This is a genomic window from Methylotenera sp. (genome assembly GCF_030684185.1).
Lineage (GTDB): Bacteria > Pseudomonadota > Gammaproteobacteria > Burkholderiales > Methylophilaceae > Methylotenera.
Genome location: NZ_JAUXOY010000030.1, coordinates 1 through 22581 on the forward strand (window position 1 = coordinate 1; position 22581 = coordinate 22581).

19 protein-coding genes are annotated in these 22581 nt (G+C 43.1%); 4 read left to right on the forward strand and 15 right to left on the reverse strand.

Annotated elements, in window-relative coordinates:
• Window positions 1-389: 389 nt before the first annotated feature.
• Window positions 390-1610 carry a tyrosine--tRNA ligase gene (gene tyrS / locus Q8J82_RS12125; protein ID WP_305328395.1) on the reverse strand — a complete coding sequence of 407 codons (1221 nt, stop codon included), beginning with the start codon at window positions 1608-1610 and terminating at the stop codon, window positions 390-392.
• A 116-nt stretch (window positions 1611-1726) separates the two neighbouring features.
• Here tyrS and Q8J82_RS12130 point away from each other — a divergent pair, with 116 nt between their 5' ends.
• From Q8J82_RS12130 to gltA, 3 genes are all read left to right on the forward strand, one after another.
• A complete protein-coding gene (locus Q8J82_RS12130) occupies window positions 1727-3121 on the forward strand; it encodes a peptidoglycan DD-metalloendopeptidase family protein (protein WP_305326230.1) in 1395 nt (464 codons plus the stop codon).
• Between the two features lie 25 nt (window positions 3122-3146).
• Entirely contained in the window at window positions 3147-4298 is a 1152-nt protein-coding gene (locus Q8J82_RS12135) for an anhydro-N-acetylmuramic acid kinase (RefSeq protein ID WP_305328396.1), read from the forward strand.
• A gap of 108 nt (window positions 4299-4406) precedes the next feature.
• Complete coding sequence (gene gltA, locus Q8J82_RS12140; RefSeq protein WP_304891711.1) at window positions 4407-5708, forward strand: citrate synthase; 1302 nt, start codon at window positions 4407-4409, stop codon at window positions 5706-5708.
• A 120-nt stretch (window positions 5709-5828) separates the two neighbouring features.
• Here gltA and Q8J82_RS12145 read toward each other — a convergent pair whose 3' ends face one another.
• From Q8J82_RS12145 to rplM, 11 genes are all read right to left on the reverse strand, one after another.
• Window positions 5829-6446, reverse strand: a complete 618-nt coding sequence (locus Q8J82_RS12145; protein WP_305326232.1) for a GDSL-type esterase/lipase family protein — start codon at window positions 6444-6446, stop codon at window positions 5829-5831.
• A 33-nt stretch (window positions 6447-6479) separates the two neighbouring features.
• On the reverse strand, window positions 6480-9698 hold the full coding sequence (locus Q8J82_RS12150) for an efflux RND transporter permease subunit (RefSeq protein WP_305328397.1): 3219 nt from the start codon (window positions 9696-9698) through the stop codon (window positions 6480-6482).
• On the reverse strand, window positions 9688-11238 hold the full coding sequence (locus Q8J82_RS12155) for an efflux RND transporter periplasmic adaptor subunit (protein ID WP_305328398.1): 1551 nt from the start codon (window positions 11236-11238) through the stop codon (window positions 9688-9690). Before Q8J82_RS12155 ends, Q8J82_RS12150 begins: the two co-directional genes overlap by 11 nt.
• The gene (locus Q8J82_RS12160) at window positions 11235-12482 is read right to left on the reverse strand and encodes a TolC family protein (RefSeq protein ID WP_305328399.1); all 1248 of its coding nucleotides are present in this window, start codon (window positions 12480-12482) and stop codon (window positions 11235-11237) included. The genes Q8J82_RS12155 and Q8J82_RS12160 overlap by 4 nt, the downstream gene beginning before the upstream one ends.
• Window positions 12483-12565: 83 nt before the next feature.
• Window positions 12566-12937, reverse strand: coding sequence for a hypothetical protein (locus Q8J82_RS12165; RefSeq protein ID WP_304892365.1), 372 nt, complete (start codon window positions 12935-12937; stop codon window positions 12566-12568).
• A 42-nt stretch (window positions 12938-12979) separates the two neighbouring features.
• The gene (gene erpA / locus Q8J82_RS12170) at window positions 12980-13354 is read right to left on the reverse strand and encodes an iron-sulfur cluster insertion protein ErpA (RefSeq protein WP_304892364.1); all 375 of its coding nucleotides are present in this window, start codon (window positions 13352-13354) and stop codon (window positions 12980-12982) included.
• Window positions 13355-13431: 77 nt separating this feature from the next.
• Window positions 13432-13824: a polymer-forming cytoskeletal protein gene (locus Q8J82_RS12175; protein ID WP_304892363.1), complete on the reverse strand. Its 393-nt coding sequence runs from the start codon at window positions 13822-13824 to the stop codon at window positions 13432-13434.
• 59 nt (window positions 13825-13883) lie between these two features.
• Window positions 13884-14243: a hypothetical protein gene (locus tag Q8J82_RS12180; RefSeq protein ID WP_304892362.1), complete on the reverse strand. Its 360-nt coding sequence runs from the start codon at window positions 14241-14243 to the stop codon at window positions 13884-13886.
• A gap of 19 nt (window positions 14244-14262) precedes the next feature.
• A complete protein-coding gene (argC, locus tag Q8J82_RS12185) occupies window positions 14263-15330 on the reverse strand; it encodes an N-acetyl-gamma-glutamyl-phosphate reductase (RefSeq protein ID WP_304908813.1) in 1068 nt (355 codons plus the stop codon).
• Window positions 15331-15465: 135 nt separating this feature from the next.
• Window positions 15466-15858, reverse strand: a complete 393-nt coding sequence (gene rpsI, locus Q8J82_RS12190; RefSeq protein WP_304890701.1) for a 30S ribosomal protein S9 — start codon at window positions 15856-15858, stop codon at window positions 15466-15468.
• Between the two features lie 12 nt (window positions 15859-15870).
• Window positions 15871-16299, reverse strand: coding sequence for a 50S ribosomal protein L13 (gene rplM, locus Q8J82_RS12195; RefSeq protein WP_304890702.1), 429 nt, complete (start codon window positions 16297-16299; stop codon window positions 15871-15873).
• A gap of 482 nt (window positions 16300-16781) precedes the next feature.
• Here rplM and Q8J82_RS12200 point away from each other — a divergent pair, with 482 nt between their 5' ends.
• On the forward strand, window positions 16782-18938 hold the full coding sequence (locus Q8J82_RS12200; protein WP_305328400.1) for a hypothetical protein: 2157 nt from the start codon (window positions 16782-16784) through the stop codon (window positions 18936-18938).
• Between the two features lie 42 nt (window positions 18939-18980).
• On the opposite strand, the gene ubiA is transcribed toward Q8J82_RS12200, so the two are convergent.
• From ubiA to recG, 3 genes are all read right to left on the reverse strand, one after another.
• Window positions 18981-19853: a 4-hydroxybenzoate octaprenyltransferase gene (ubiA, locus tag Q8J82_RS12205; protein ID WP_304890704.1), complete on the reverse strand. Its 873-nt coding sequence runs from the start codon at window positions 19851-19853 to the stop codon at window positions 18981-18983.
• 23 nt (window positions 19854-19876) lie between these two features.
• Complete coding sequence (locus tag Q8J82_RS12210) at window positions 19877-20425, reverse strand: chorismate lyase (protein ID WP_304890705.1); 549 nt, start codon at window positions 20423-20425, stop codon at window positions 19877-19879.
• 76 nt (window positions 20426-20501) lie between these two features.
• Complete coding sequence (gene recG, locus Q8J82_RS12215; protein ID WP_304908804.1) at window positions 20502-22556, reverse strand: ATP-dependent DNA helicase RecG; 2055 nt, start codon at window positions 22554-22556, stop codon at window positions 20502-20504.
• Window positions 22557-22581: the final 25 nt, after the last annotated feature.

The following is a 22581-nucleotide window of genomic DNA, read 5'->3' on the forward strand; positions in this document are numbered from 1 at the left end:
AAATTGTTAAAGAGCTGTGTCGAAAATATGTTTTTTTCAACTTCTCGTCAACGCTTTGCGTTAACGAGGTGCGCATTATACAGAGCTTTTAAGCCTCGTCAATCATAAATTTGAAATGTTTCGTATTTATTATTGAGCGTATTTTTTGCCACACATTTTATTACTTTATTTTGCTACCTCGCTACGATGTTTTGTTAGCGAAGGCGCGCATTCTACAGGGCTTTTAAATTCCGTCAACTGTAATTTACTAAAAGTATCAATTATTATTAACTTCGTTTTAAAGCAACATATATTTGATATGTTTTACAGCTTTTCACTTAACTTGTTTCGTTAGCGAAGGCGCGCATTTTACAGAGGATGGCGATTAGGTCAAGCCCAAAACTGCAGTGTTACAAAATTGTTACATTTGCGAACTTACGCTTACCCACTTGAGCAATTACAATGACGCCTTTATTCAGCTGTAAGTTTCTATCACTGATCTTTTCGCTATCTAGCTTTACACCACCCTGATCAATTGCCCTATATGCTTCAGAGGAACTTTCCACTAAACCCGCCAGTTTGAGCAATTGCGCAATACCAATACTTTCACCTTCTATATTGATGCTAATTTCAGGCACATCTTTCGGGATACCGCCTTTTGATCGTGTTTGAAAGTCTGCTAATGCCTTTTCTGCATCCGCTGGATTATGAAAGCGCGTTACGATTTCTTGAGCAAATCCCACTTTAATATCGCGAGGATTACTGCCCGCTACTACTTCAGACTTCCATCGAGCGATAGTTTCTAGTGACTCATATGAAAGCAATTCAATATACCGCCACATTAACTCGTCAGAAATTGACATTATTTTGGCAAAGATAACTTCTGGCGCTTCGGCGATGCCTATATAGTTGCCAAGAGATTTAGACATTTTATTAACGCCGTCCAAACCTTCAAGTAACGGCATGGTCAGCACGCATTGTTGCGGCATGCCCGCTTGCTTTTGTAACTCACGTCCCATAAGCAAGTTAAATTTCTGGTCCGTGCCGCCCAGCTCTACATCCGCTTTTAACGCAACTGAATCATATCCTTGCAATAAGGGATATAAAAATTCATGTATGGCAATCGGCTGATTTGACTTATATCTCTTAGTAAAATCATCCCGCTCCAGCATACGTGCAACAGTATGACTGGCGGCGAGCTTTAGCATGCCAGCCGCACCTAACTCGGTAAGCCATTTAGAATTAAACACTACTTCTGTTTGTTCTGGGTTAAGAATCTTGAATACTTGCGCAGCATAAGATTTAGCGTTCTCTTGTACTTGCTCAGCCGTGAGTGGAGGACGTGTGGCACTTTTACCAGTTGGGTCGCCAATCATGCCAGTAAAATCACCAATCAAAAATAATACGTGATGACCCAGCTCTTGAAATTGACGTAGCTTGTTAATGAGTACAGTGTGGCCCAAGTGCAAATCTGGGGCTGTAGGATCAAATCCTGCTTTAATTCTGAGTGGCTGTCCAGACTTAGCGCTTAGCTTGAGTTTTTCTACCAACTCAGCTTCAATTAAAAGCTCTTCTGCTCCACGCTTGATAATTGCGAGCTGTTGATTGATATTGACGTCATCTATTTTCACTTCTTTATGTCCTTAATCATTACTGAAAACAGTATATATTTACAGTTCATTTACTTGTTCTAATTGGGTTTTCTGTTATTATCCACAACCGTATTAAACTTTATAGAGGTCAGCCCGTGGATATTAACGAGTCTAATCAACATAACGCACCATTTAATTATTTTGCTAAAGAGAATCTATTGCCCGCATCTGAGCAAGCTTCTATTTTAGCGCAAATCGCTCATAAAGCTGAACGCAAGCTTAAATTGCGCTGGATTTTAGCGATTTCCAGCTTACCTTTGTTTGGCATCTACGCGGCCTTTGGTCTTGCTCCACAAACTATAATTGGCAATATTCCTACTGCCGCAGTCATAGAAGAAATCGCCTTACCTAATATCACCAGCGCTACTGCAGATATCGCAGGGCAGAGCTTTTGGTACAAAGAACATGTGCGTCGTGATGATACTTTAAACACCGTTTTATCTCGCTTAAATATTCATAATCGCGATGCGATTAATTTTATACGTAGCGATAACGTAGCAAGTGAAATTGCCAGCTCGTTAAGACCTAGCCGCAGCATTGAAGCTCAAACTGACAATGAAGGCAACTTAATATCGCTTAAATATCAATTAAATAGTGACCAATTTATTTCTATAAAGCAAACTGTTACTGGATATGAAGCTAGCAAAGTTGCACAAAATTTTGAAATGCGCCCTATATTAAAATCTGCAGAAATCAAAAGTTCATTGTTTGGCGCAACTGATGCGGCTAACATTCCCGACTATATCGCGATACAAATAGCAACAATGTTTGAAAGTGAAATCGACTTTAATACAGATTTGCGCCGTGGCGACCATTTAAGCGTAATTTACGAAGGTAGTTATGACCAAGGCGAACTTCTAAAAACAGGTGACGTGCTAGCAGCAGAGTTTGTTAATAATGGCAAAACCTACCAAGCCATTGGTTACCGAGACGACTCAGGTAAAATGCAGTACTACACACCAGACGGCAAAAGCCTGCGTAAATCATTCTTACGTTCCCCATTAGAGTTTACACGTATTAGCTCCAGCTTTAGCTCTGGGCGTTTTCATCCGATATTACAGCGTTTGAAAGCTCACAAAGGTACAGACTTTGCCGCGCCAACTGGAACTGGAGTAAAAGCTTCAGGAGATGCTAAGGTTGATTTTGTTGGCACTAAAGGTGGATATGGCAATGTTATTGTGCTTAAGCACGATAATGGCGTAAGTACCGTATATGGCCATTTGTCGCGCTTTGCTACAGGGTTAAGTAAAGGCAATAAGGTCGCGCAAGGTGATGTTATTGGCTTTGTCGGAACTACTGGAATGTCGACGGGGCCGCATTTACATTATGAGTTTTTAGTCAATGGCGAGCATAGAGACCCTATGACTGTAGCTTTGCCTAAAACCTTCCCTATTACTGGGCAGGAAAAAGTAGCCTTTGACACTATAAGCAATCAATTGACTGCGCAAATTAAATTGCTCGGCAACAGTAATATAGCTGCTTTAGAATAAATCAAACTTTTACACTGTAAATATCATGGCTGGCGAGCTATTCATCGGACTGATGTCTGGTACCAGCCTTGATGGTGTGGACGTTGCGCTTGTTGAGTTTAATACAGCTGAATTAGAGAATGCGCAACAACTCCATGTCTTGCACACACATTTTCTAGCTTACCCATCAGATATACGTGCACAAATCATTGCGTTACAGCATCCTACAGATAATGAACTAGAGATTACAGCGCTTACGGGCAATACACTAGCGCGGTTGTATGCAGATGCTGTTAATCAATTACTAGGCATCGCTCAATTATCCCCGAATGAAATTACAGCGATTGGTTGCCATGGGCAAACCATCAGACATAAACCCGGCTTCGCTGACGGCATAGGTTTTACCCTGCAAATTGGCAACGCTGCTTTACTGAGTGAACTCACGGGCATTACGGTAGTCTCGGATTTCAGAAGTCGAGATATTGCTGCAGGCGGACAAGGCGCCCCTTTGGTGCCCGCTTTTCACCAAGCGGTTTTTAGTAGCAATCAGGCTAATCGTGCAATCATTAATATAGGTGGTATTGCCAATATCACTTATCTAGCAAGTTCCGGGACAGTAACAGGCTTTGACTCTGGGCCTGGTAATATGCTTCTAGATTCATGGATTAAACAGCATAAGAACCTTGATTACGATGCGGACGGCGCATGGGCTGGTACAGGACAGATAATTAAGCCCTTGTTAGACACTATGCTCAAAGAGCCTTACTTTTCACTCCCGCCCCCTAAAAGCACGGGGCGCGATTTATTTAACGATGCATGGCTTGCCCAAAAACTATTAAACACTCACTATCTTCCGCAAGATGTAGCTCGCACTTTAGTTTATTTGTCGGCACTCACGATCTACAATGCGCTTGTACGGGATTGTCATAATTACAGTCAGTCTATTGACGCTATACAAAACGAGGTCTACTTATGTGGCGGTGGCGCACGTAACTCCTTACTTAAAAATGATTTGCAACAAATGCTTGGAAATACAAAAGTCTCTACAACTGACGAGCTGGGGATAGGAACAGACTGGCTTGAAGCTATTGCATTTGCTTGGTTAGCTAACCGCTGCCTCAATCAAAAAACTGCAAATTTACCAGAAGTCACTGGCGCAAAAGGTGCACGAATTCTGGGTGCTATCTACCAAAATTAACTTACATCTGACTTAATATAATGCAAACCATGAGTATGTTTGAATGCGTATTTAAAAGCATCATTAAAGTATAATCATACTTAATTAATTTATACGTAAAATAGAATCATGACGAACAAACCTACTAAAGCTACGATTACTTTTGATAATGGCGCCGCACCAATTGAATTACCAATACTCTCTGGCAGTCTTGGTAACGATGTAATTGATATACGTAACTTAAGCAAACATGGCATATTCACTTATGATCCCGGTTTTATGTCTACTGCAGCCTGCAACTCTAACATCACTTTTATTGATGGTGAAAAAGGCCTACTTTATTACCGTGGATATCCGATTGAGCAGTTAGCTGAACATTGTGATTTTATGGAAGTTTCACACCTGCTAATCAACGGTGAGCTGCCTAATGCCACACAAAAACAAGAATTCACTCGTACAATCACCAGTCACACTATGCTACATGATCAGCTCTCTAATATATTCAGAGGATTCAGACGTGATGCGCACCCAATGGCTGTTATGGTTGGTGTAGTTGGCTCCATGTCCGCCTTCTATCATACAAAAGGCGATATACACGACGCTCAAAGCCGTGAAATCACGGCACATCAATTGCTGGCTAAGGTACCGACCATTGCAGCATGGAGCTACAAATACAATATTGGCCAGCCATTTATGTATCCAGCAAATCATTTAAACTATGCTGAAAATTTTATGCATATGATGTTTGCTACTCCTTGTGAACAGTATGTACCTAACCCCGTATTAGCCAAGGCATTTGACCGAATTCTGATATTGCATGCAGATCACGAACAAAATGCCTCGACTTCTACAGTAAGGCTTGCAGGCTCTAGTGGTGCGAACCCGTTTGCCTGTATCGCCGCTGGTATTGCCTCACTTTGGGGACCAGCACATGGTGGTGCCAACGAAGCCACACTTAAAATGTTAGAAGAAATCGGTGACATTTCACGCATAGGCGAATTTATTAAACGCGCTAAAGACAAAACCGACACCTTCCGCCTCATGGGTTTTGGTCACCGAGTCTATCGCAACATGGATCCCCGCGCCGCCATTATGCGCAAAACCTGTCATGAGGTGCTCAATGAACTAGGCTTAAATGATGACCCCATGTTTAAACTGGCCATGGCGCTAGAAAAAATTGCGCTTGAAGATGAATATTTTGTTTCACGTCAACTGTACCCCAATGTCGATTTCTACAGCGGCATTGTCATGCGTGCAATGGGCATTCCAAATAGCATGTTTACCGCAATCTTCGCCCTGGCCCGCACCGCAGGCTGGATAGCGCAATGGAGCGAGATGAACGCTGACTCTGGACATAAAATTGGCAGGCCAAGACAGCTTTATACTGGTGAAACTAGGCGTGAATTTGTGCCGATTGTTAAAAGAACCTAGTTTTTAAGAAAAATTAAAGTGCGTGGTACCCACCTCACATTTTCTTGATTCTACGGCGTTGCCCAGTAAACCGCTCGGCATTACAGGACAATGTTTTTCACTCGTAAGTTTTCGAGAGTTTTAACCCGCAAATCCCAACTTTTTTAAAGCCTCAAACATTTGCCCGCTCACCACACCATAACCGCTAGCGTTTGGGTGTACTTGGTCGGCTTTTAAGCTATTGTCTGAAAGCACTTCAGAAAACACATTTTTAACCAAAGGCGTAGCGGTTTCTTCGGCTATTTTTTTATACAGCGGGTGGTCAGACAAGCTGCCTACGGCGGCTTTTAGTGGGCTTAATTCTGGCACTGCCACTAAAACAGCGGTGATGCCTTGCGTTTTGGCTTGTTCTAAAATGGCCTTTAAATTAGCTGTTGTTTCACTGCTGGGCAAACGTTGCAAAAAATCATTGCCGCCCAGCGCCACTACAAGCAGTTTCGGTCGGTGCGCTGTTAGCAAGCGGGGTAGCTGCTCTAGCCCATCTGCCGAAGTATTGCCTGGAATGCCCGCATTGATAATTTGCCAGCCTGTGGTTTTGGCTAATAAATTTGGATAATCCTCTCCTTCGCTTGCACCCGTGCCGTAACTTAAACTATCACCCAAAATAACCACCGTAGCACCTTTAGGGATTGCTGGGTATTTTTCAATACTGCAACTGACCAATATAAAAATAAGTAGCAAATAAATAAAATTCTTCAATTGAATATAGCCTTTTAAAAAGTATTTTTAGTTTTATACACTGATTTTTGAGTGCTCTCTATGCACCATCGTGTACAACAAAGGTAACACTAATAAAGTGAGCAAGGTGGATGATAATATGCCGCCAATCACCACTGTTGCCAGTGGCCGCTGTACTTCTGCCCCCACACCTGTGGCAATTGCCATGGGGATAAAGCCAAAAGAGGCCACCAATGCTGTCATCAAAATAGGGCGTAACCTGGCAAGCGCGCCTTCACGCACCGCTTCGTTTACAGCTTTGCCTTCTGCGCCTAAATTGTTGATAAAAGTAATCATCACCAAACCATTAAGTACCGCCACGCCAGATAATGCGATAAACCCTACACCTGCCGAGATTGAAAGTGGAATGCCCGTGAGCCATAGTGCAGTCACGCCACCCGTGAGCGCAAACGGGATGCCGCTAAACACGATTAGACCATCTTTAAAGTTACCAAACACTGCGTAAAGCAGCATAAAAACAATGATTAAAGTTAATGGAATAACGATTTGCAAACGGTTGGCGGCTGATTGCAATTGCTTAAATGTGCCGCCCCATTCCAGCCAATTACCTGCTGGTATTGTTACGCTCTGTGCGATATTGCTTTTCGCCTCTGCCACAAACGTGCCTATATCACGCTCGCGCACATTGGCGGTTACCACTACATTACGCTTACCATTGGCACGGCTAAACTGGTTTGCGCCTTGTGCCACATCCAGGCTGGCCAGTTCGCCCAAGCGCATGTAGGTGACGGCATTGTTAATGTTTAGCTTAATCGGCAGTCGCTCTAGCATGGTGGTGTCCTTACGCTGCGCTTCATCTAGCCGCACCACAATATCAAAACGCCTGTCACCATCATACACGGCACCTGCGTGCGCGCCGTTCATGGCAATGCTCACTGCCTCTTGAATATCAGCCATATTCACGCCCAAACGTGCAATTTTTTCACGGTCTATATTCACGGTTAAAATCGGCAAGCCCGTGGTTTGCTCTACTTTAACATCGGCACTGCTTGCGGTTTTTTCCAAAACATTAGCAATGGCTTCGGCGGTTTCAGTCATTTGTGCTAAATCGTCACCAAACACTTTTACCGCCACATCACTGCGTACACCCGAAATCAGCTCGTTAAAACGCATTTGTATCGGCTGCGTGAATTCATAATTATTGCCTGGCACTTTAGCCACCGCAGCTTGCATTTGGGCGATTAACGCATTTTTACTTAAACTGGGGTCTGGCCATTCGTTTCTGGGTTTTAAAATTAAGTAGGTATCTGCCACGCTAGGTGGCATTGGGTCGGTGGCGATTTCTGCCGTACCAAGTTTGGCATACACTTTATCAACTTGCGGAAAAGTTTTAATGGTTTTTTCAAGCTCTTGCTGCATCACCACGGCTTGGCTTAAGCTGGTGCCAGGAATGCGTAACGCATGTAAGGTAATATCACCTTCATCTAAACTAGGTACAAACTCACTACCCATGCGCGTAAGCAGTAAACCACTTAGCACCACTATTGTTACAGCAAGTACCAGCACTACCGCTTTATTGATTAGCGTCCAATCCAATACGGGCGTATAGATTTTTTTTGCCATTTGCATCACTTTGTTTTCTTTTTCTTGCACACGACCAGTCACAAAAAGTGCAATGGCGGCAGGGATAAACGTCACTGAAATAATCATGGCTGCAATAAGCGCAATCACCACCGTAAACGCCATCGGGTGAAACATTTTGCCCTCAACTCCTGTAAGTGCAAAAATAGGCAAATATACCGCCATAATAATCAGTTGACCATAAATAAGCGGTCGCCGTGCTTCGCGCGCCGCTGAGAACACTTCCGTGAATCTTTCTTGACGCGTTAAATTACGCCCTAATATGCCTTGCGTATGCGCAAGGCGTCGCATGGCATTTTCTACAATCACCACCGCACCATCAATAATGATACCGAAATCCAGTGCGCCCAAACTCATTAAATTGGCACTGACTTTATTGCCCACCATCCCTGTAAAAGTCATCAGCATGGCAAGTGGTATCACGCACATGGTAATAATGGCGGCACGTATATTGCCCAAAAACACAAACAATACGGCAATCACCAATAACGCACCTTCAAGCAGATTTTTTTTAACCGTACTAATGGCTTTATCAATCAAAATAGTACGGTCATAAACGATATTAGCCGTAATGCCTGCAGGTAGTGTTTTATTCACTTCAGCAAGCCTTGCTGCTACGGCTTGCGATACCGTGCGGCTATTTTCACCCATTAACATAAATACTGTGCCTAGCACCACCTCTTCACCATTCATGGTGGCAGCGCCGGTTCGCAAATCGCTGCCTATAGATGCACTCGCCACGTCTTGAACGCGAATGGGCGTGCCGTTTCGAGTTTCCAGCACAATGTTATTCAGCGCATCCAAGGCTATCGTTTGATTCGTACTATTGACAGTTATTTGACCTGGCACGCGAATTAAATACTGCTCGCCCGATTTTTCAATATATCCTGCACCTTGGTTATTGGTGTTTTTTTCCAAGGCATTTAAAATATCGGTGAGCGTTAGCCCGTAATTGACCAAAGCCTCTAAATTGGGTGCAATTTGATATTGCTTGCTGTAACCGCCAACGGTGTTAATTTCTGTCACCCCTGGCACATTTCGCAACTGCGGTTTAATCACCCAGTCTTGCACCTCACGTAAATCCATCGCGGTATAAGGTGTGCCATCTGGCTTAAGTGCGCCAGGATTAGCTGATACCGTCCACATCACAATTTCACCCAAGCCCGTGGCGGTCGGCCCCATTGCAGCACTAATGCCTGCCGGCAACTTTTCTTTTACCTGCGCGATACGCTCGGCTACTAATTGGCGCGCAAAGTAAATATCGGTACCTTCTTTAAATACCACTGTTACTTGCGATAAACCATAACGCGAAATTGAGCGCGTTTCTTCTAAATTAGGCAGCCCAGCCATGGCCGTCTCAACTGGGTAAGTAATACGCTGCTCGGTTTCTAATGGTGAGTAACCAGGTGCCGCCGAGTTGATTTGCACTTGCACATTGGTAATATCAGGCACGGCATCAATTGGCAGATGCTGATAGCTAACAATACCCATGATTGCCACACCCAAGCTAATAAGCATCACCATCCAACGTTGTTCAATGGCGAATGCGATCAACTTCTCGAAAAAGCCTTTTGCGTTATGTGGGTTTACATCACTAGACTCTGATTGAATATTTGCGGGCTTAATGGTCATGGCTAGCTCCTGCCTTTCCAAGCTCGGCTTTCACCACAAAACTATTGCCTGCGGCGTACTGTTCACCCACATTTAAGCCTGATAACACTTCCACATATTTGCTATCTCGACGCCCCAGCTCGACTGGTCTTGCTTCAAAAGAGTCGCCATATCGCCCAAATACGACGTTACCATATTGCAAGCTTTGTATTGCCTCTAGCGACACCGCCAAAGGCACGGTGACTTCATCTGCCACTAAATCAATATTGACGGGTAGCCCGACCAACCAATTTTGCTTGGCATTAGCCAGCACCACGCGCGCAGTTGCAGTACGGCTTTGCTCCGCCACCAGCGGTGCAATATAAGTAATCGTTCCCGCTTCAGCTTGCTCAAACGCGGCCGCACGCACAGTGACTTTTTGGCCCGTTTTGACCAAGCCTAAATCTTTGATGGGAATATTCATTTCTGCCCATACTGTGCTTAAATCGGCCACTTCATACAACATTTGTGACAGCTCTAACACTTGGCCGGTTGCGATATTTTTGCGCGTAATCACACCACTAATCGGCGCGGTGAGCGCATAGCGTGTGCCGCTACCGCTGGCACTAATACCCATACTAGCCAGCTTTTGTTGCTGCCGCGACAATTCAATTTCGGCAAGTCTTGCATTATTTTTAGCCTCTAAATAATCTTGCTCAGCCGATATTTTTTCTCGCCACAAATTTTCTTCGCGCGCCAATGTGATTTTGGCTAAACTCAAGCGTTGTTGCACAGCGTATAAATCACCACGACTTTCTGCCACAACGGGGCTAGATATTATCGCCAAAGTTTGGCCTTTTTTTACACTATCCCCCACATTTGCCGTCACACTTTCTACTATGCCACTCAAGCGCGGCAATACCTGCACGGCTTTATCGGCGTTTAACTTAATTTCGCCCAATAAGCGTAAATTGTTTTGAATATTAGCAGGTGCGGCAGTTAAAATTTCAATCGCATTATGTTTGAGCTGCTCATTCGTTAGGCTTACTCTTGCCTCTACTTGGTCATAATTAAATTCATATGTTTTACCAGCATGCATCGACGCAATGGCGACCTTAAATGAGTGCGGCTCTTCAACGATTACTTTTGAAGTTAAGTAATCATTCTCTGGCGTAAAAGCAAGCAGCTGCACATCGCGACCTAAACGCGATATTTTTAAGCTAATGACAGATGCTTTAGGTGGTAAAGGCTTGCCTTTTAAATAGGTGTATAGCCTAAATTGTGGTGGCTGGTTTTGCTCAAAAATCGTCACTTCCACAGCGTAATCACCATCGCTAAACAACTTGCCACCATGTGGCCCTTTAATGCTTTCAGTGACCATTGCTGGGTGGTCATGGTCTTTTTCATGATTATGCTCAGCCTCACCATGTTTTGGTGGTGACTCCATGGCAGGTTCTTCAGCACGCTCGCCGTACCCATGTTCATCCATAGCAGGCTTATCCGTTTTTAAAATTAAGCCCGCAAAAACCGCGCCTACTAATAAAATGGCAATAAGCAACCACATTTGTTTGTTTAATTTCATGGTAATTCCTTCTTAACTGATTCAATTTTGTAGGGCGCGCCTAATATGCTTTGAATATCGGCCTCGGCCTGGCGCGCCAATGCTAGCGTTTGAATAAATTGTGTTTTGGCTTGAAAAAGCGTGCGCTGAGCATCTAACACTTCTAAAAAGCTGAATTTTCCAAACTCAAAACCTTTACGCGCGGCTTCATAGGCGCTTTGCGCACCTTGCAAAATATCTTGTTGATACATGCTGCCAGCTTCAACTTGCAATTGCCTGCGCGCATACGCACCAGCTAATTCAGTCTGCAATTGGTTTTGTAGCGCGGCTTTTTCGTCTATGGATTGAAATTCGCGCGCCCTGGCACCTTGTAAATTACCTTGGTTATTGTCAAACACAGGAATGGGGATTGATAAACCAATCACCGCTTGCGTGATGCCACCTAACTCTTCATTGCGTCTTGCGCCTAAGCTCACTGTCACATCAGGCGTTTTCTTTGATTGCTCAATGGCACTTAAGGTTTGTTTTTGCATAATCGCGAGGGATGCTTTTTTAAGGCGGGGAGAGTCTGGCAGTTGTGCCATTAAATCACTTAACGTAGGTATGCTACTAAGCTTTTCCAGTTCACCAACCGCAATATAGTCAGTCTGGCTGTTACCTTTAGCCCATAAACTGGCTAAACGCTGTTTAGCAGTGGCCAATTGTTGATTGGCGTTGGCTAGGTCAATTTTTAAGCCAGCCTCAGCAACTTTGGCTTTCGTTTCTTCAACTGGTGACACCTTGCCAGCAAGTACACGCTTGGAGGTGGTCTCTTTTGATTGTGTGGCTATTTGCAGCAGCTCTTGTGCCAATGTTTGCGCTTGTTGCGCCGCCAATACTTGGTAAAAAACTGCGTACGCCTTAGCGCTGGTTTCAGCTTGTGCAATGCCAATTTCGGCATCTGCAATGGCTAAGTTAGCATCAGCTACTGCCATGCGCTTATCGCGTTTGCCCGCCGTTTCTAGCTGCTGGCTAATGGCAATGGTTGCAATGCGGTTCTGACTGCGTAAATCTTCAACCTGTCCAGACAAGGTTGGGTTGGGGCGCGAAGCCGCTTGTAGTACTTGCGCGCTTTCAATTTCGCGTCCGCGCAAAACAACCGCAATATCAGGATTTGCCCGTAAAGCAAGGGCCGTGGCCTCATCTAAAGTAATGTTTTCTACGGCGTATGCCAGCTGGCCACTTAAAGCGGTGCTCAATACTGCTAATAGTAAAAATTTTGTCATGCTCATCCCATTCTCCTAAAAATAGAAAAATCGGCGAGCCTTTAATGTGTAATTTTTGAATTACCTGATGACAGCTCGCCGAATTAAACGGGAGCAATCCAATTAGGGCGTTCTAACGCACTGGCAGGCGGGGAGTGATAATTGAATAAATAACGACTTGAAAAATGGCTACCTATCGGCTCAAATGCTGGCAGAGTCTGATTTAGCAACTCGCCACATGGCATATGACAAAAACCGTAATGCACATGATTCTTGCTGGTTTGGGTATCGCCATCAGTTTTGCTGGCGCTATTTACCTCACTTATCTGACTTTTTACAGCATCAGCCTGATGTTCGTGATGCCCAAAATACGATTGAGTATCTTTAACATGATGTAAATCATAATTGGCTACCATTGCCCATGCGTATTGATAGGGCAACAAAAACATCATGACGATTAAAAATAGCTTTTTCACTGGCCACGCATTATAGACCTGATGTCAAGATTCAGCAAAATTTTAAACTGAGAAAGACGAACCGCAGCCACAAGTTGTAGTCGCCTGTGGGTTTCGTATTACAAATTGTGAGCCTTGCAGGCTATCTTGATAGTCAATCTCAGCGCCCATCAAGTATTGCAAACTCATAGGGTCAATCAATAAAGTTACAGTGTCTTTTTGCACTTGCGTATCATCTTCGTTTACTTCTTCTTCAAAAGTGAAACCGTATTGAAAACCCGAACAACCGCCGCCACTTACGAAGACGCGAAGTTTAAGATCTGGTGAGCCCTCTTCTTCGATGAGCTCTTTCACCTTTTTTGCCGCATTGTCGGTAAAAATCAACGGTGCAGGCATGTTATCTAAATCAGTATTTTGTATCTCAGTTACAGCATTCATCATGTACTCCTAAATTTCTCAATAAAATCATTATGCTACGGCAATGTAGCAAGGTCAATCAAAGTTTAGCCTTGCGCCTAATCGCTACCTTCATCTAACGCTTGCGGGTTATCGCCTAAAAAAACCAACTTGCCTTCAATCACCGCTCCAGTGTGCATTTCTAACGATTTATAGTAAACGTCACCTGTGATACGCGCCTTGGATTGCAATTCGATAAATTGCCCTGCCTTCACCGTGCCGACTACTTTTCCATTAATCACAATTTTAGATGCGCTCACCGCCCCCTCTATCCTTCCATGTTCGCTGAGTATTAGTGTGCTTGGACTTGCATTTGGTTCACTCACATTGCCGCGAATCGCACCGTCAACACGCAACCCTCCTGAAAAGTGAACATCGCCTTCTATACGCGTTTCTGCGCCAATAAGCGTATCTATGGTATTTTGAATTTTATTACTTCTTTTAAAAAACATTATGATTCCAATCTTGATTGCTGTGCTTGATATTTTTCATGCAGCATTACTTAATTAGCTTACTTTTTGTTTCCAACCATGTTTTTATAGAACAATAAGTCTTCTTTAAGTTTAAAATTTTCATCATGCACGAGCTTTAATTCCTCATTAAGATTTTTTTGTGAGGCTTGCTCAATTTTAATCTGTTGGTCGACTTGAATAAGCTTGGTTTGTAAACCTTGATTCTCAAATATAGCCTGCTTTAACTTCTCAGCTAAATTTTCACCGCCAGTAAACTGCCAATATGCAGCAGAGTAACCTATTCCTACAAACAAGGCTGCAATTGCCCACTGAAAATACCATGGGCGCTGTGAGCGAACTGACACTTGTTTTGCAGTTAAGCCGAAATGCTTGCGAATTTTTCTTCTAACTGGCTTCATTTATTGGGATTGCTCAGCTTTATGGTAGAAGCGGCACAACTTCTAAACCTGTGTTTTCAGCCAAACTAAACATAATATTCATGTTTTGAACCGCTTGCCCAGCCGCACCTTTCACCAGATTATCTTGCACGACCACCAACGTTAAATAGCCTGTTTCTGCTTGTTTATGCAATGCAATACGAATTTGATTGGAGCCCCTAACTGAACGTGTTTCAGGTAAAGTCCCTGCTGGCAGAACATCAACAAAACGTTCGTGCTGATAGCGCTGCTCAAACAAAGCTTGCAAATCTATAGTCTTTGCTTTTTCAGAAAGCTTAACGTAAATAGTAGACAACATACCACGAATCATCGGTATTAAATGTGGAACAAAAATAAACTGCACATCTGCATCTGCTTGATTATTACCTGCAAGTTGTGTAAGTTGCGCATGAATTTCTGGATGATGGCGATGCCCGCTCACCCCATAAGCTTTCATGTTGTCACTAGACTCTGCAAACAGCGTTGCCACTTCAGCTTTTCTACCCGCACCTGAAACACCAGACTTAGAATCTGCGACTATCGGCGCTGAAAAATCAATCAATCCTTGCTCTAATAAAGGCGCTAAACCTAGCAGCACTGTTGTTGGGTAGCAGCCAGGGTTACCTATCACTTGCGCTGACTTAATTTGCTTACGATAAAGTTCTGGAAGGCCATAAACGGCTTTACTCAAAACTTCTGGGCAGCTATGCGCCATTTTGTACCATTTTTCAAATACAGCTTTATCTTGCAAACGAAAGTCTGCAGCTAAATCAATGATTTTTACATTGGCATCTAGCAAAGTTTGTGCTTGGCTCATGGCGACCCCATGCGGTGTTGCGAAAAACACTACATCACAATCACTCAGATTTGATTTGGCTGGATCACTAAAAGCCAAATCCACATAACCACGCAGACTTGGGAACATGTCTGCTACAGGCAAACCAGCTTCGCCGCGCGAAGTAATTGCTGTCAACGTAACATTTGGGTGAATGCTCAATAGACGCAACAGTTCTACACCCGTATATCCAGTGCCGCCCACAATACCTACTTTTAATTTTTTATCCGTCATATTCTTACTCATTGCACTATCATAACAAACATAGCAAAACAAAACTTATCATATCGTATTCACTGCCACCGCAAAATAAAAAAGGCCGCATAAGCGACCTTTTTGAACTTCAACCGCCCAAAACTCTTTGAAAGTCTAGCGTTTAGAGAACTGTTTACGACGACGCGCTTTGCGGAAGCCAACTTTTTTACGCTCTACTTCACGAGCATCACGTGTTACAAAACCAGCTTGCGACAATGCGCTTTTCAAGTTTGCATCAAAGTCAATCAAAGCACGTGTAATGCCATGACGCACAGCACCCGCTTGACCTGACTCACCACCACCAATTACATTGACCATGATGTCAAAGCTAGCAAGGTTATTAGTCAGTTCAAGTGGTTGACGTAAAATCATACGTGCAGTTACACGTGAAAAATACTCATCAACTGGCTTGTCGTTAACAACGATATTACCTTTACCAACCTTCATAAACACGCGCGCTACTGAACTCTTGCGGCGGCCTGTACCATAATTATATTTACCGATCATCTTTGTATATCCTTAGATTTTCAATGTTTGCGGTTGTTGTGCCGCATGCTCATGCTTGTCGCCAGCATAAACTTTCATTTTTTTAATCATTGCATAACCTAAAGGACCTTTAGGCAACATACCCTTTACTGCTTTTTCTAAAGCACGACCTGGGAAACGATCTTGCATTTTAGAAAAAGTTGTTGTGCTGATACCACCTGGATAACCAGAGTGGCTATGGTAAAGCTTACCGTCAGCTTTATTACCTGTCACTTTTAATTTGTCGGCGTTAATTACGACGATATAATCACCTGTGTCAACGTGAGGTGTATAAATAGTTTTATGTTTACCGCGTAAACGGTGTGCAACTGCGCTAGCTAAACGGCCTAGCACTAGGTCTGTGGCATCAACCACAAACCAGTCACGCTTCACTTCATGTGATTTTGCTGAAAAGGTTTTCATCGTGTTACCAATACTGTGAGCTAAAAAAATTAAGAGGCGGATTTTATGCTGAAGCCTAGTACTTTGTCAAACAATATGTTCAGCATATGTATGAAATTTAGCAAAAACTTAAATAACCAGCTTCATGCTTAATGGCATTAAATCCATAAAACTTCATTTCCCGTAGATTACCCTGCCATTTTACATCAGCAATTGTAACCCTTACGGGTGTACGAGACGCCATTATTATATAGTTTTACGTCAGTTATGCTAGGATATTAAAATATTAATTAAGTTTGTTATGTAAAGTCGTTATTTATAATCAGATTTAATTTTAGCAGCGCTTACTTTATGGAACAAAAATTAAATTGAGATTTTTCACGCTTTTATCATTACTGCTTTACGCAAACCTGAGCCTAGCCTTAGGATTTGGGGACATACAACTTAAATCCCATTTAGGTGAAAAGTTTTTTGCTACAGTAAATGTCACCGAGCTTGATTCAATGTCCGAGCCAAGCTGCTTTACAGCAGCAGATACGAGCGATGTTCCTGCATTTAAAAAAGCTAAAATTTCACTAAAACCCGTCAATGGAAATCACCAGCTTACCATCACAACTTATGATGTGGTTACTGAGCCGATCATTAATTTAAATGTCTCATTTCATTGTGAGACAAATTTAAACCGTGAATATGTTTTATTGCTCGATCCAGCGCCGCTCATTAGTGTTGAAAAGCCTGAAATTATTGAAGCGGCTTCGGGCACGACTCTAACCAACAATGCTGTAAATAAAACTAAGGGGCAAGCAAACCCATCAGCCAGCGCGCAATATCAGGCTCAAGAAGAAAATCAAATTACACCTGAAAAAGTCGTAGTCAAAAAGCGCACTAAAAAGAAAATCTCCAGCATTGCTACTGACATTGATGAGAAATTATCAGAATCTTACACGGGTAAACAAAATACTAACGGTTCAAACCCATCCAGCATACCCAGTGATAATAAGGCTATTAAAACCCTAGCCGACAGGCCTTTTCTTATTATTTCTGGGGGCGCCGCAAATTCAAATGAACACGGCAACAAACCAAACTTATCGCTACGCTTAGCCACTGAAATCGACTTCTCAAGGTCTGAAGCCACGATTGCACCTCAAACAACTACTGACGCCATGGATGAAGTGACTGTAATGGCCAACCGTTTGGCGCATTTGGAAAAACAAATTACCTCTTTACAAACACGTAATGCACAGTTAGTTTTGGATGCTGAAAAAACAAAAGCTAAAAATGCAAAAACCGACTGGCTCTTAATGCTCAAAATTGCATTAGGCATTATTCTGGCTCTAGCAACAGCAGAACTGTTACGCCGCAAGCTTTCAAACAAACAGGAAAATAACTCTGATCCTTGGTTTGACGCAAAAAGGTTTGATGCAGAAGAGCCAGCTTCTATGTCCAATGACACCAAACTATTTTCAAGTAATTCAAAAAATTCACTTGAATCCAGCGGTGATGGAGCATCGCCATTGTCTGAATCCAGCTATAGCGTGACATCGAGCCAAAGTTCGAGCTTTTCCAACAAAGAGTCCATTACGCAAGAAAAAGAAGATCACGGCAGTGTAATTGATGATGCGGATGTGTTTATTGAGCATGGTCGGCCTGCCTTGGCAATTCAGTTACTGCAAAATCATTTGCTTGACTCCCCCTCTGAATCGCCAGCTATTTGGCTGAAACTGATTAATCTTTTATCCAAAGAGGCTTCTGAAGCTGAATACGATGAAGCTGTACTTGAATGTAATAAACACTTCAATATCAAGGCAGCTAAATATGGAGGCACTACTGAAAAAGATGATTCATCGATTGAGGATTACCCACATATCATTACTCGCTTAGAGGGTGTTTGGGGCTCACCTTACGCCGTTGGGTTTATCAATGATTTAATTAATAACAAACGCTCACAGCCTAGAGAAGGTCTTAATCAGGGAGCCTTTGAGGATTTATTTTTCTTAAAGAATATTGCAACTCATTTAGATTACTCAAACCCTTCTACATATAAAACCAGCCCAGATCGTGTTGCCGTACCAAATCCATCTTTAGATAACGCCACTTTTAATGACGCCTTATTTACTGATATTGAACTTAATGAAGTAAAAAATTCTCCTGAAAAAGTGCCTAGTGAGCTTGCTTTTGATAGCAAGGTGCCAAATGCTATAGCTGCTACCAACCAACCTTTGGCTGAGAAAGCCAAGTTTGATACTGGCAGCTTTAACATAGAAACTGAGCCTTATCCAGATGAATCATCTTATGAAGTCAATATGCTACCGAATGACGACGAGTTTTCTACTGTAGATACTGTTTCAGAGCTTTACAATATCCAACATAACAAAGCAGTTCAAAGTGATGATTCGTTTAAAGTGCAGGAAATAGATTTCACCATTCCTGTTGAAAAAGTTGAATATGCAACAACCAAAAAAGCTACTGATAAAAATATTGAGTTAGAGTTTTCACTGGATTTTCCAAATGAAAATATATCTATTGAAGCCATTCCTAAAGACAGTCTTCCAAAAGACAAGTCCAAGAATAAAACAAAAGCAAAATCAAGTAATCAAAAAGCACCGGAATCAAACGAAATTGAGTGGGATTTACCTGAAATAAACCCCAAACAAGAATAGTGATAAGGCTAAGATAAGTAATCGGTAATTTTTACAGGAAATTTACACTATGCCAAATTCCAAAAATAGATAATGTGTCGCAAAGCCAGCGAATACTGCAAACCCAAACCAGTTGTTGTGTAAAAAAGCTTTAAAACACCTAGCTTTTTCACGCACTCTTATCAAAAAATAATGATATATCGCAATAACTGCGGCAATGACCAAACCTACAAAATAAGCATAACCCATCGCTAGCCAAACTCCTGCTACAGCTAACAAGAGTAACGTTAATCCATAGCAAGCCATCACTGCCATTACATCAAATTTACCGAATGTAATCGCCGACGATTTGATGCCGATTTTCAGATCATCCTCACGGTCAACCATTGCATATTCAGTGTCGTAGGCAATCGCCCAAAACACATTGGCCAATAATAACATCCAGGCTATTGGCGGAATATGGCCCAAGATGGCGGCAAAGGCCATGGGAATGCCCATACCAAAAGCAATGCCTAGATACGCTTGTGGAATCGCTAAAAAACGCTTGGTAAAAGGGTAACTCGCAGCTAATAACAAGGCTATTACAGATAATTTAATCGTCAATATATTGAGTGTACATACCAAACCAAATGCCACTAGACTTAAAGCAGCCGCCAGCATATAAGCTTCTTTTTTACTGATTTCATTGTTAACTAAAGGTCGGTGTTGCGTACGCTCGACCAAGCCGTCATATCGCCTATCCGCAATATCGTTCATCACACAACCTGCGCTGCGCATGAGCACCGTACCTGTCACAAATATCAGCACGATTATCCAATCTGGTTTGCCGTTACCCGCAATGAGCAACGCCCAAAGTGTTGGCCACAACAGCAATAAAATGCCGATAGGCTTATCTAAACGCATTAACCGTTCATAGACATCTAATTTATGGATCATTTTTTGTATTATCGTCATTAAGCTTATATCACCAGCAATTGCGGTAAAAATACCTCTGTGACCATAATGTTAGCGCAATTCAAACTGAAAATAGAACGTCTAGCCCACAGGTAGCTTGGTTTCTGCGTTAAGTGTTGTGCTGCATGTTTGTAAAGTGCATGGTTAGGCGTTAATTTTTTGTAGCTTAACGGCGTACGCTTCACTTTAGGGTTAGCAAATAATGTTGCCCCAAGCGGCTTATTACCTAATCTGCCAAGCCCATTCCATGCGCCTCGCAGCGAAGTTCGTGGCAATACGCTATGGGCAAATACCACGGGCTGATTATTCCCCATGAGCAACACCTCTCGTATCAAAGCAGTTTTATGCACTGGTAAGTGTAATAAAGCCACCTCATCTTGAATGGGTTTTGCGAATTTTAATGCGACTGGCTGTACTGAAAATCGAGCATACCGTTTTTGGAGTCGTAGCGTTAACGAACCATTATCAATTAACCATGCCTCATATGCATTGCTTTGCAGTGCCTTATTAAGCCAAAGGTAACGCTGTTGGGATATGTTTTTATAAATTTTCACGTCACGGATTATCGCACACCGCTAAAAGTTTTCACGTGAATGGCACTGAGTGCCTATCAGATTAGATTGCATGATTCTAAACCTTCACCAGTTCGCCTGCGCTACCCATCCACCTATCCAAATGTTCTTCTACTTCTGCTGGATATTCTTTCAACAGCTTTTCAGCCAACGTTTTAGCGACAATCAGCAAATCACCATCTCGATTTAAATCTGCGATTTTTAGCATGGGTACACCGCTTTGACGCACCCCTAAAAATTCACCTGGGCCACGTAAATTAAGGTCGGCTTGGGCAATTGCAAAACCATCGTTACTTTCATAGATTACTTTCAGTCTTGCTCGGGCGGTTTCAGAAAGTTTGTTTTGATAAAGCAGGATGCAAGTGCTTTTTGCGGCTCCACGGCCAACGCGACCGCGTAACTGATGCAGTTGACTCAAACCCATGCGTTCGGCGTGCTCAATGACCATTAAACTGGCATTAGGCACATCTACGCCGACTTCTATCACCGTGGTGGCCACTAGCAATTGTAAATCGCCTGCGCTAAAGGCTGCCATGACTGCTTGCTTTTCTGCAGGTTTCATGCGGCCGTGTACCAAGCCAACTTGTAATTCTGGAAATTCGTTTTGCATTAAGGCATATGTATCGTTAGCTGTCGCCAACTGAAGGGCTTCAGATTCTTCTATCAACGGACATACCCAATAGGCTTGATTGCCTTGCATGCAGGCCTCACGCACACGTTGCAAAATTTCATCACGGCGACCATCGGATACTAACTTAGTCACAATCGGCGTTCGGCCAGGCGGCAGTTCATCAATCACCGAAACATCTAAATCTGCGTAATAACTCATGGATAACGTACGTGGAATAGGTGTTGCCGTCATCATGAGCTGGTGCGGCTCTGGCTGGCCTTTTTGCCGCAAGGCTAGACGTTGCTGCACGCCAAAGCGATGCTGCTCATCAATAATTGCTAGACCTAATTTTTTAAATTGCACAGCTTCTTGAAACAAAGCGTGCGTGCCAATCACTAACTGCGCGCTACCATCGGCAATAGATTGCATGGCCGTGTCGCGGTCTTTTTTTGATTGGCTACCCGTGAGCCAGGCGATTTGAATTTTTAGCGGCGTAAGCCAGCTCTGCATTTTTCTAAAATGCTGCTCGGCTAGAATTTCAGTAGGCGCCATTAGCGCGACTTGCCAGCCGCTTTCTATGCTTTGCAGTGCCGCCATACACGCGACTATGGTTTTACCGCTACCTACGTCGCCCTGCAAAAGGCGTTGCATAGGGTGCAACTGGGTCAAATCTCGCTCAATTTCTAGCGCCACTTTTTGCTGTGCTTGCGTTAACGCAAAAGGCAGACTTTTTAACAATGCCGAAACCAATTGCTTAGACGGCTTGAATTGTGGCGCATTCACGCTGCGGCGGCGTGCATAGTGTTTGCGCATAGAAAGCTGCTGTGCGAGCAACTCATCAAAAGCTAAGCGTTGCCATTCGGGCGTGGTTTTGTTTTCTAAACCTTGTAAGTCGGCATCTGGTGGTGGGTTGTGTAAGCTTTTTAGGCTTTGAGAAAAACTTGGGAAGCTAAAATTTTCTAATTGAGCTTGCTGATAGGCGTATGCGGGCAAGGTTTCATTCAAAACATTTTGCGCTAACGCAATGGCGATGGCTTTACGCAAGCTGGCTTGCGTAAGCCCCGCAACAGTTGGGTAAACAGGCGTTAAAGTTTCTGCCACCGTGGTTTTCTCACCCACCGTTTTACAAGTCGGATGCACCATCTCATAACCAAAAAAACCACTGCGAACTTCGCCATAAACCCGCAATTTAGCACCCACTTTAAGTGTAGCAATTTGGCTAGGGTAAAAATGCAAAAATCGTAAAGTAAGCTGGCCACTTGTATCTTCAAGCCTTGCTATTAAGGCTTTACGGGGTTTATATGTAACTTCAGCATGCACAATTTCGCCCTCTACCTGTGAAGGTTCTCCAAGGCGTAAATCACGCACACTAGTCACGTGTGTTTCATCTATATAACGTAGCGGGAGATGCAGGAGTAGCGCTTGAACAGTGTTGATGCCCAGCTTATTCAAGTTTGCAATCAGCGGTTTGCTGAATGCCTTTATTTCGGAAAGATTTGTCACAACCAAGTTATAACAATGCTAACTG

Excerpts from the sequence above, each read along its gene's own strand:
- Q8J82_RS12200 (WP_305328400.1), top strand. The coding sequence starts at position 16,782 with ATGTCCGAGCCAAGCTGCTTTACAGCAGCAGATACGAGCGATGTTCCT.
- Q8J82_RS12180 (WP_304892362.1), bottom strand. The coding sequence starts at position 14,243 with ATGAAGCCAGTTAGAAGAAAAATTCGCAAGCATTTCGGCTTAACTGCA.
- erpA (WP_304892364.1), bottom strand. The coding sequence starts at position 13,354 with ATGAATGCTGTAACTGAGATACAAAATACTGATTTAGATAACATGCCT.
- Q8J82_RS12160 (WP_305328399.1), bottom strand. The coding sequence starts at position 12,482 with ATGACAAAATTTTTACTATTAGCAGTATTGAGCACCGCTTTAAGTGGC.
- Q8J82_RS12135 (WP_305328396.1), top strand. The coding sequence starts at position 3,147 with ATGGCTGGCGAGCTATTCATCGGACTGATGTCTGGTACCAGCCTTGAT.
- Q8J82_RS12155 (WP_305328398.1), bottom strand. The coding sequence starts at position 11,238 with ATGAAATTAAACAAACAAATGTGGTTGCTTATTGCCATTTTATTAGTA.
- Q8J82_RS12175 (WP_304892363.1), bottom strand. The coding sequence starts at position 13,824 with ATGTTTTTTAAAAGAAGTAATAAAATTCAAAATACCATAGATACGCTT.
- rplM (WP_304890702.1), bottom strand. The coding sequence starts at position 16,299 with ATGAAAACCTTTTCAGCAAAATCACATGAAGTGAAGCGTGACTGGTTT.
- argC (WP_304908813.1), bottom strand. The coding sequence starts at position 15,330 with ATGACGGATAAAAAATTAAAAGTAGGTATTGTGGGCGGCACTGGATAT.
- ubiA (WP_304890704.1), bottom strand. The coding sequence starts at position 19,853 with ATGATCCATAAATTAGATGTCTATGAACGGTTAATGCGTTTAGATAAG.
- rpsI (WP_304890701.1), bottom strand. The coding sequence starts at position 15,858 with ATGATCGGTAAATATAATTATGGTACAGGCCGCCGCAAGAGTTCAGTA.
- Q8J82_RS12150 (WP_305328397.1), bottom strand. The coding sequence starts at position 9,698 with ATGACCATTAAGCCCGCAAATATTCAATCAGAGTCTAGTGATGTAAAC.
- gltA (WP_304891711.1), top strand. The coding sequence starts at position 4,407 with ATGACGAACAAACCTACTAAAGCTACGATTACTTTTGATAATGGCGCC.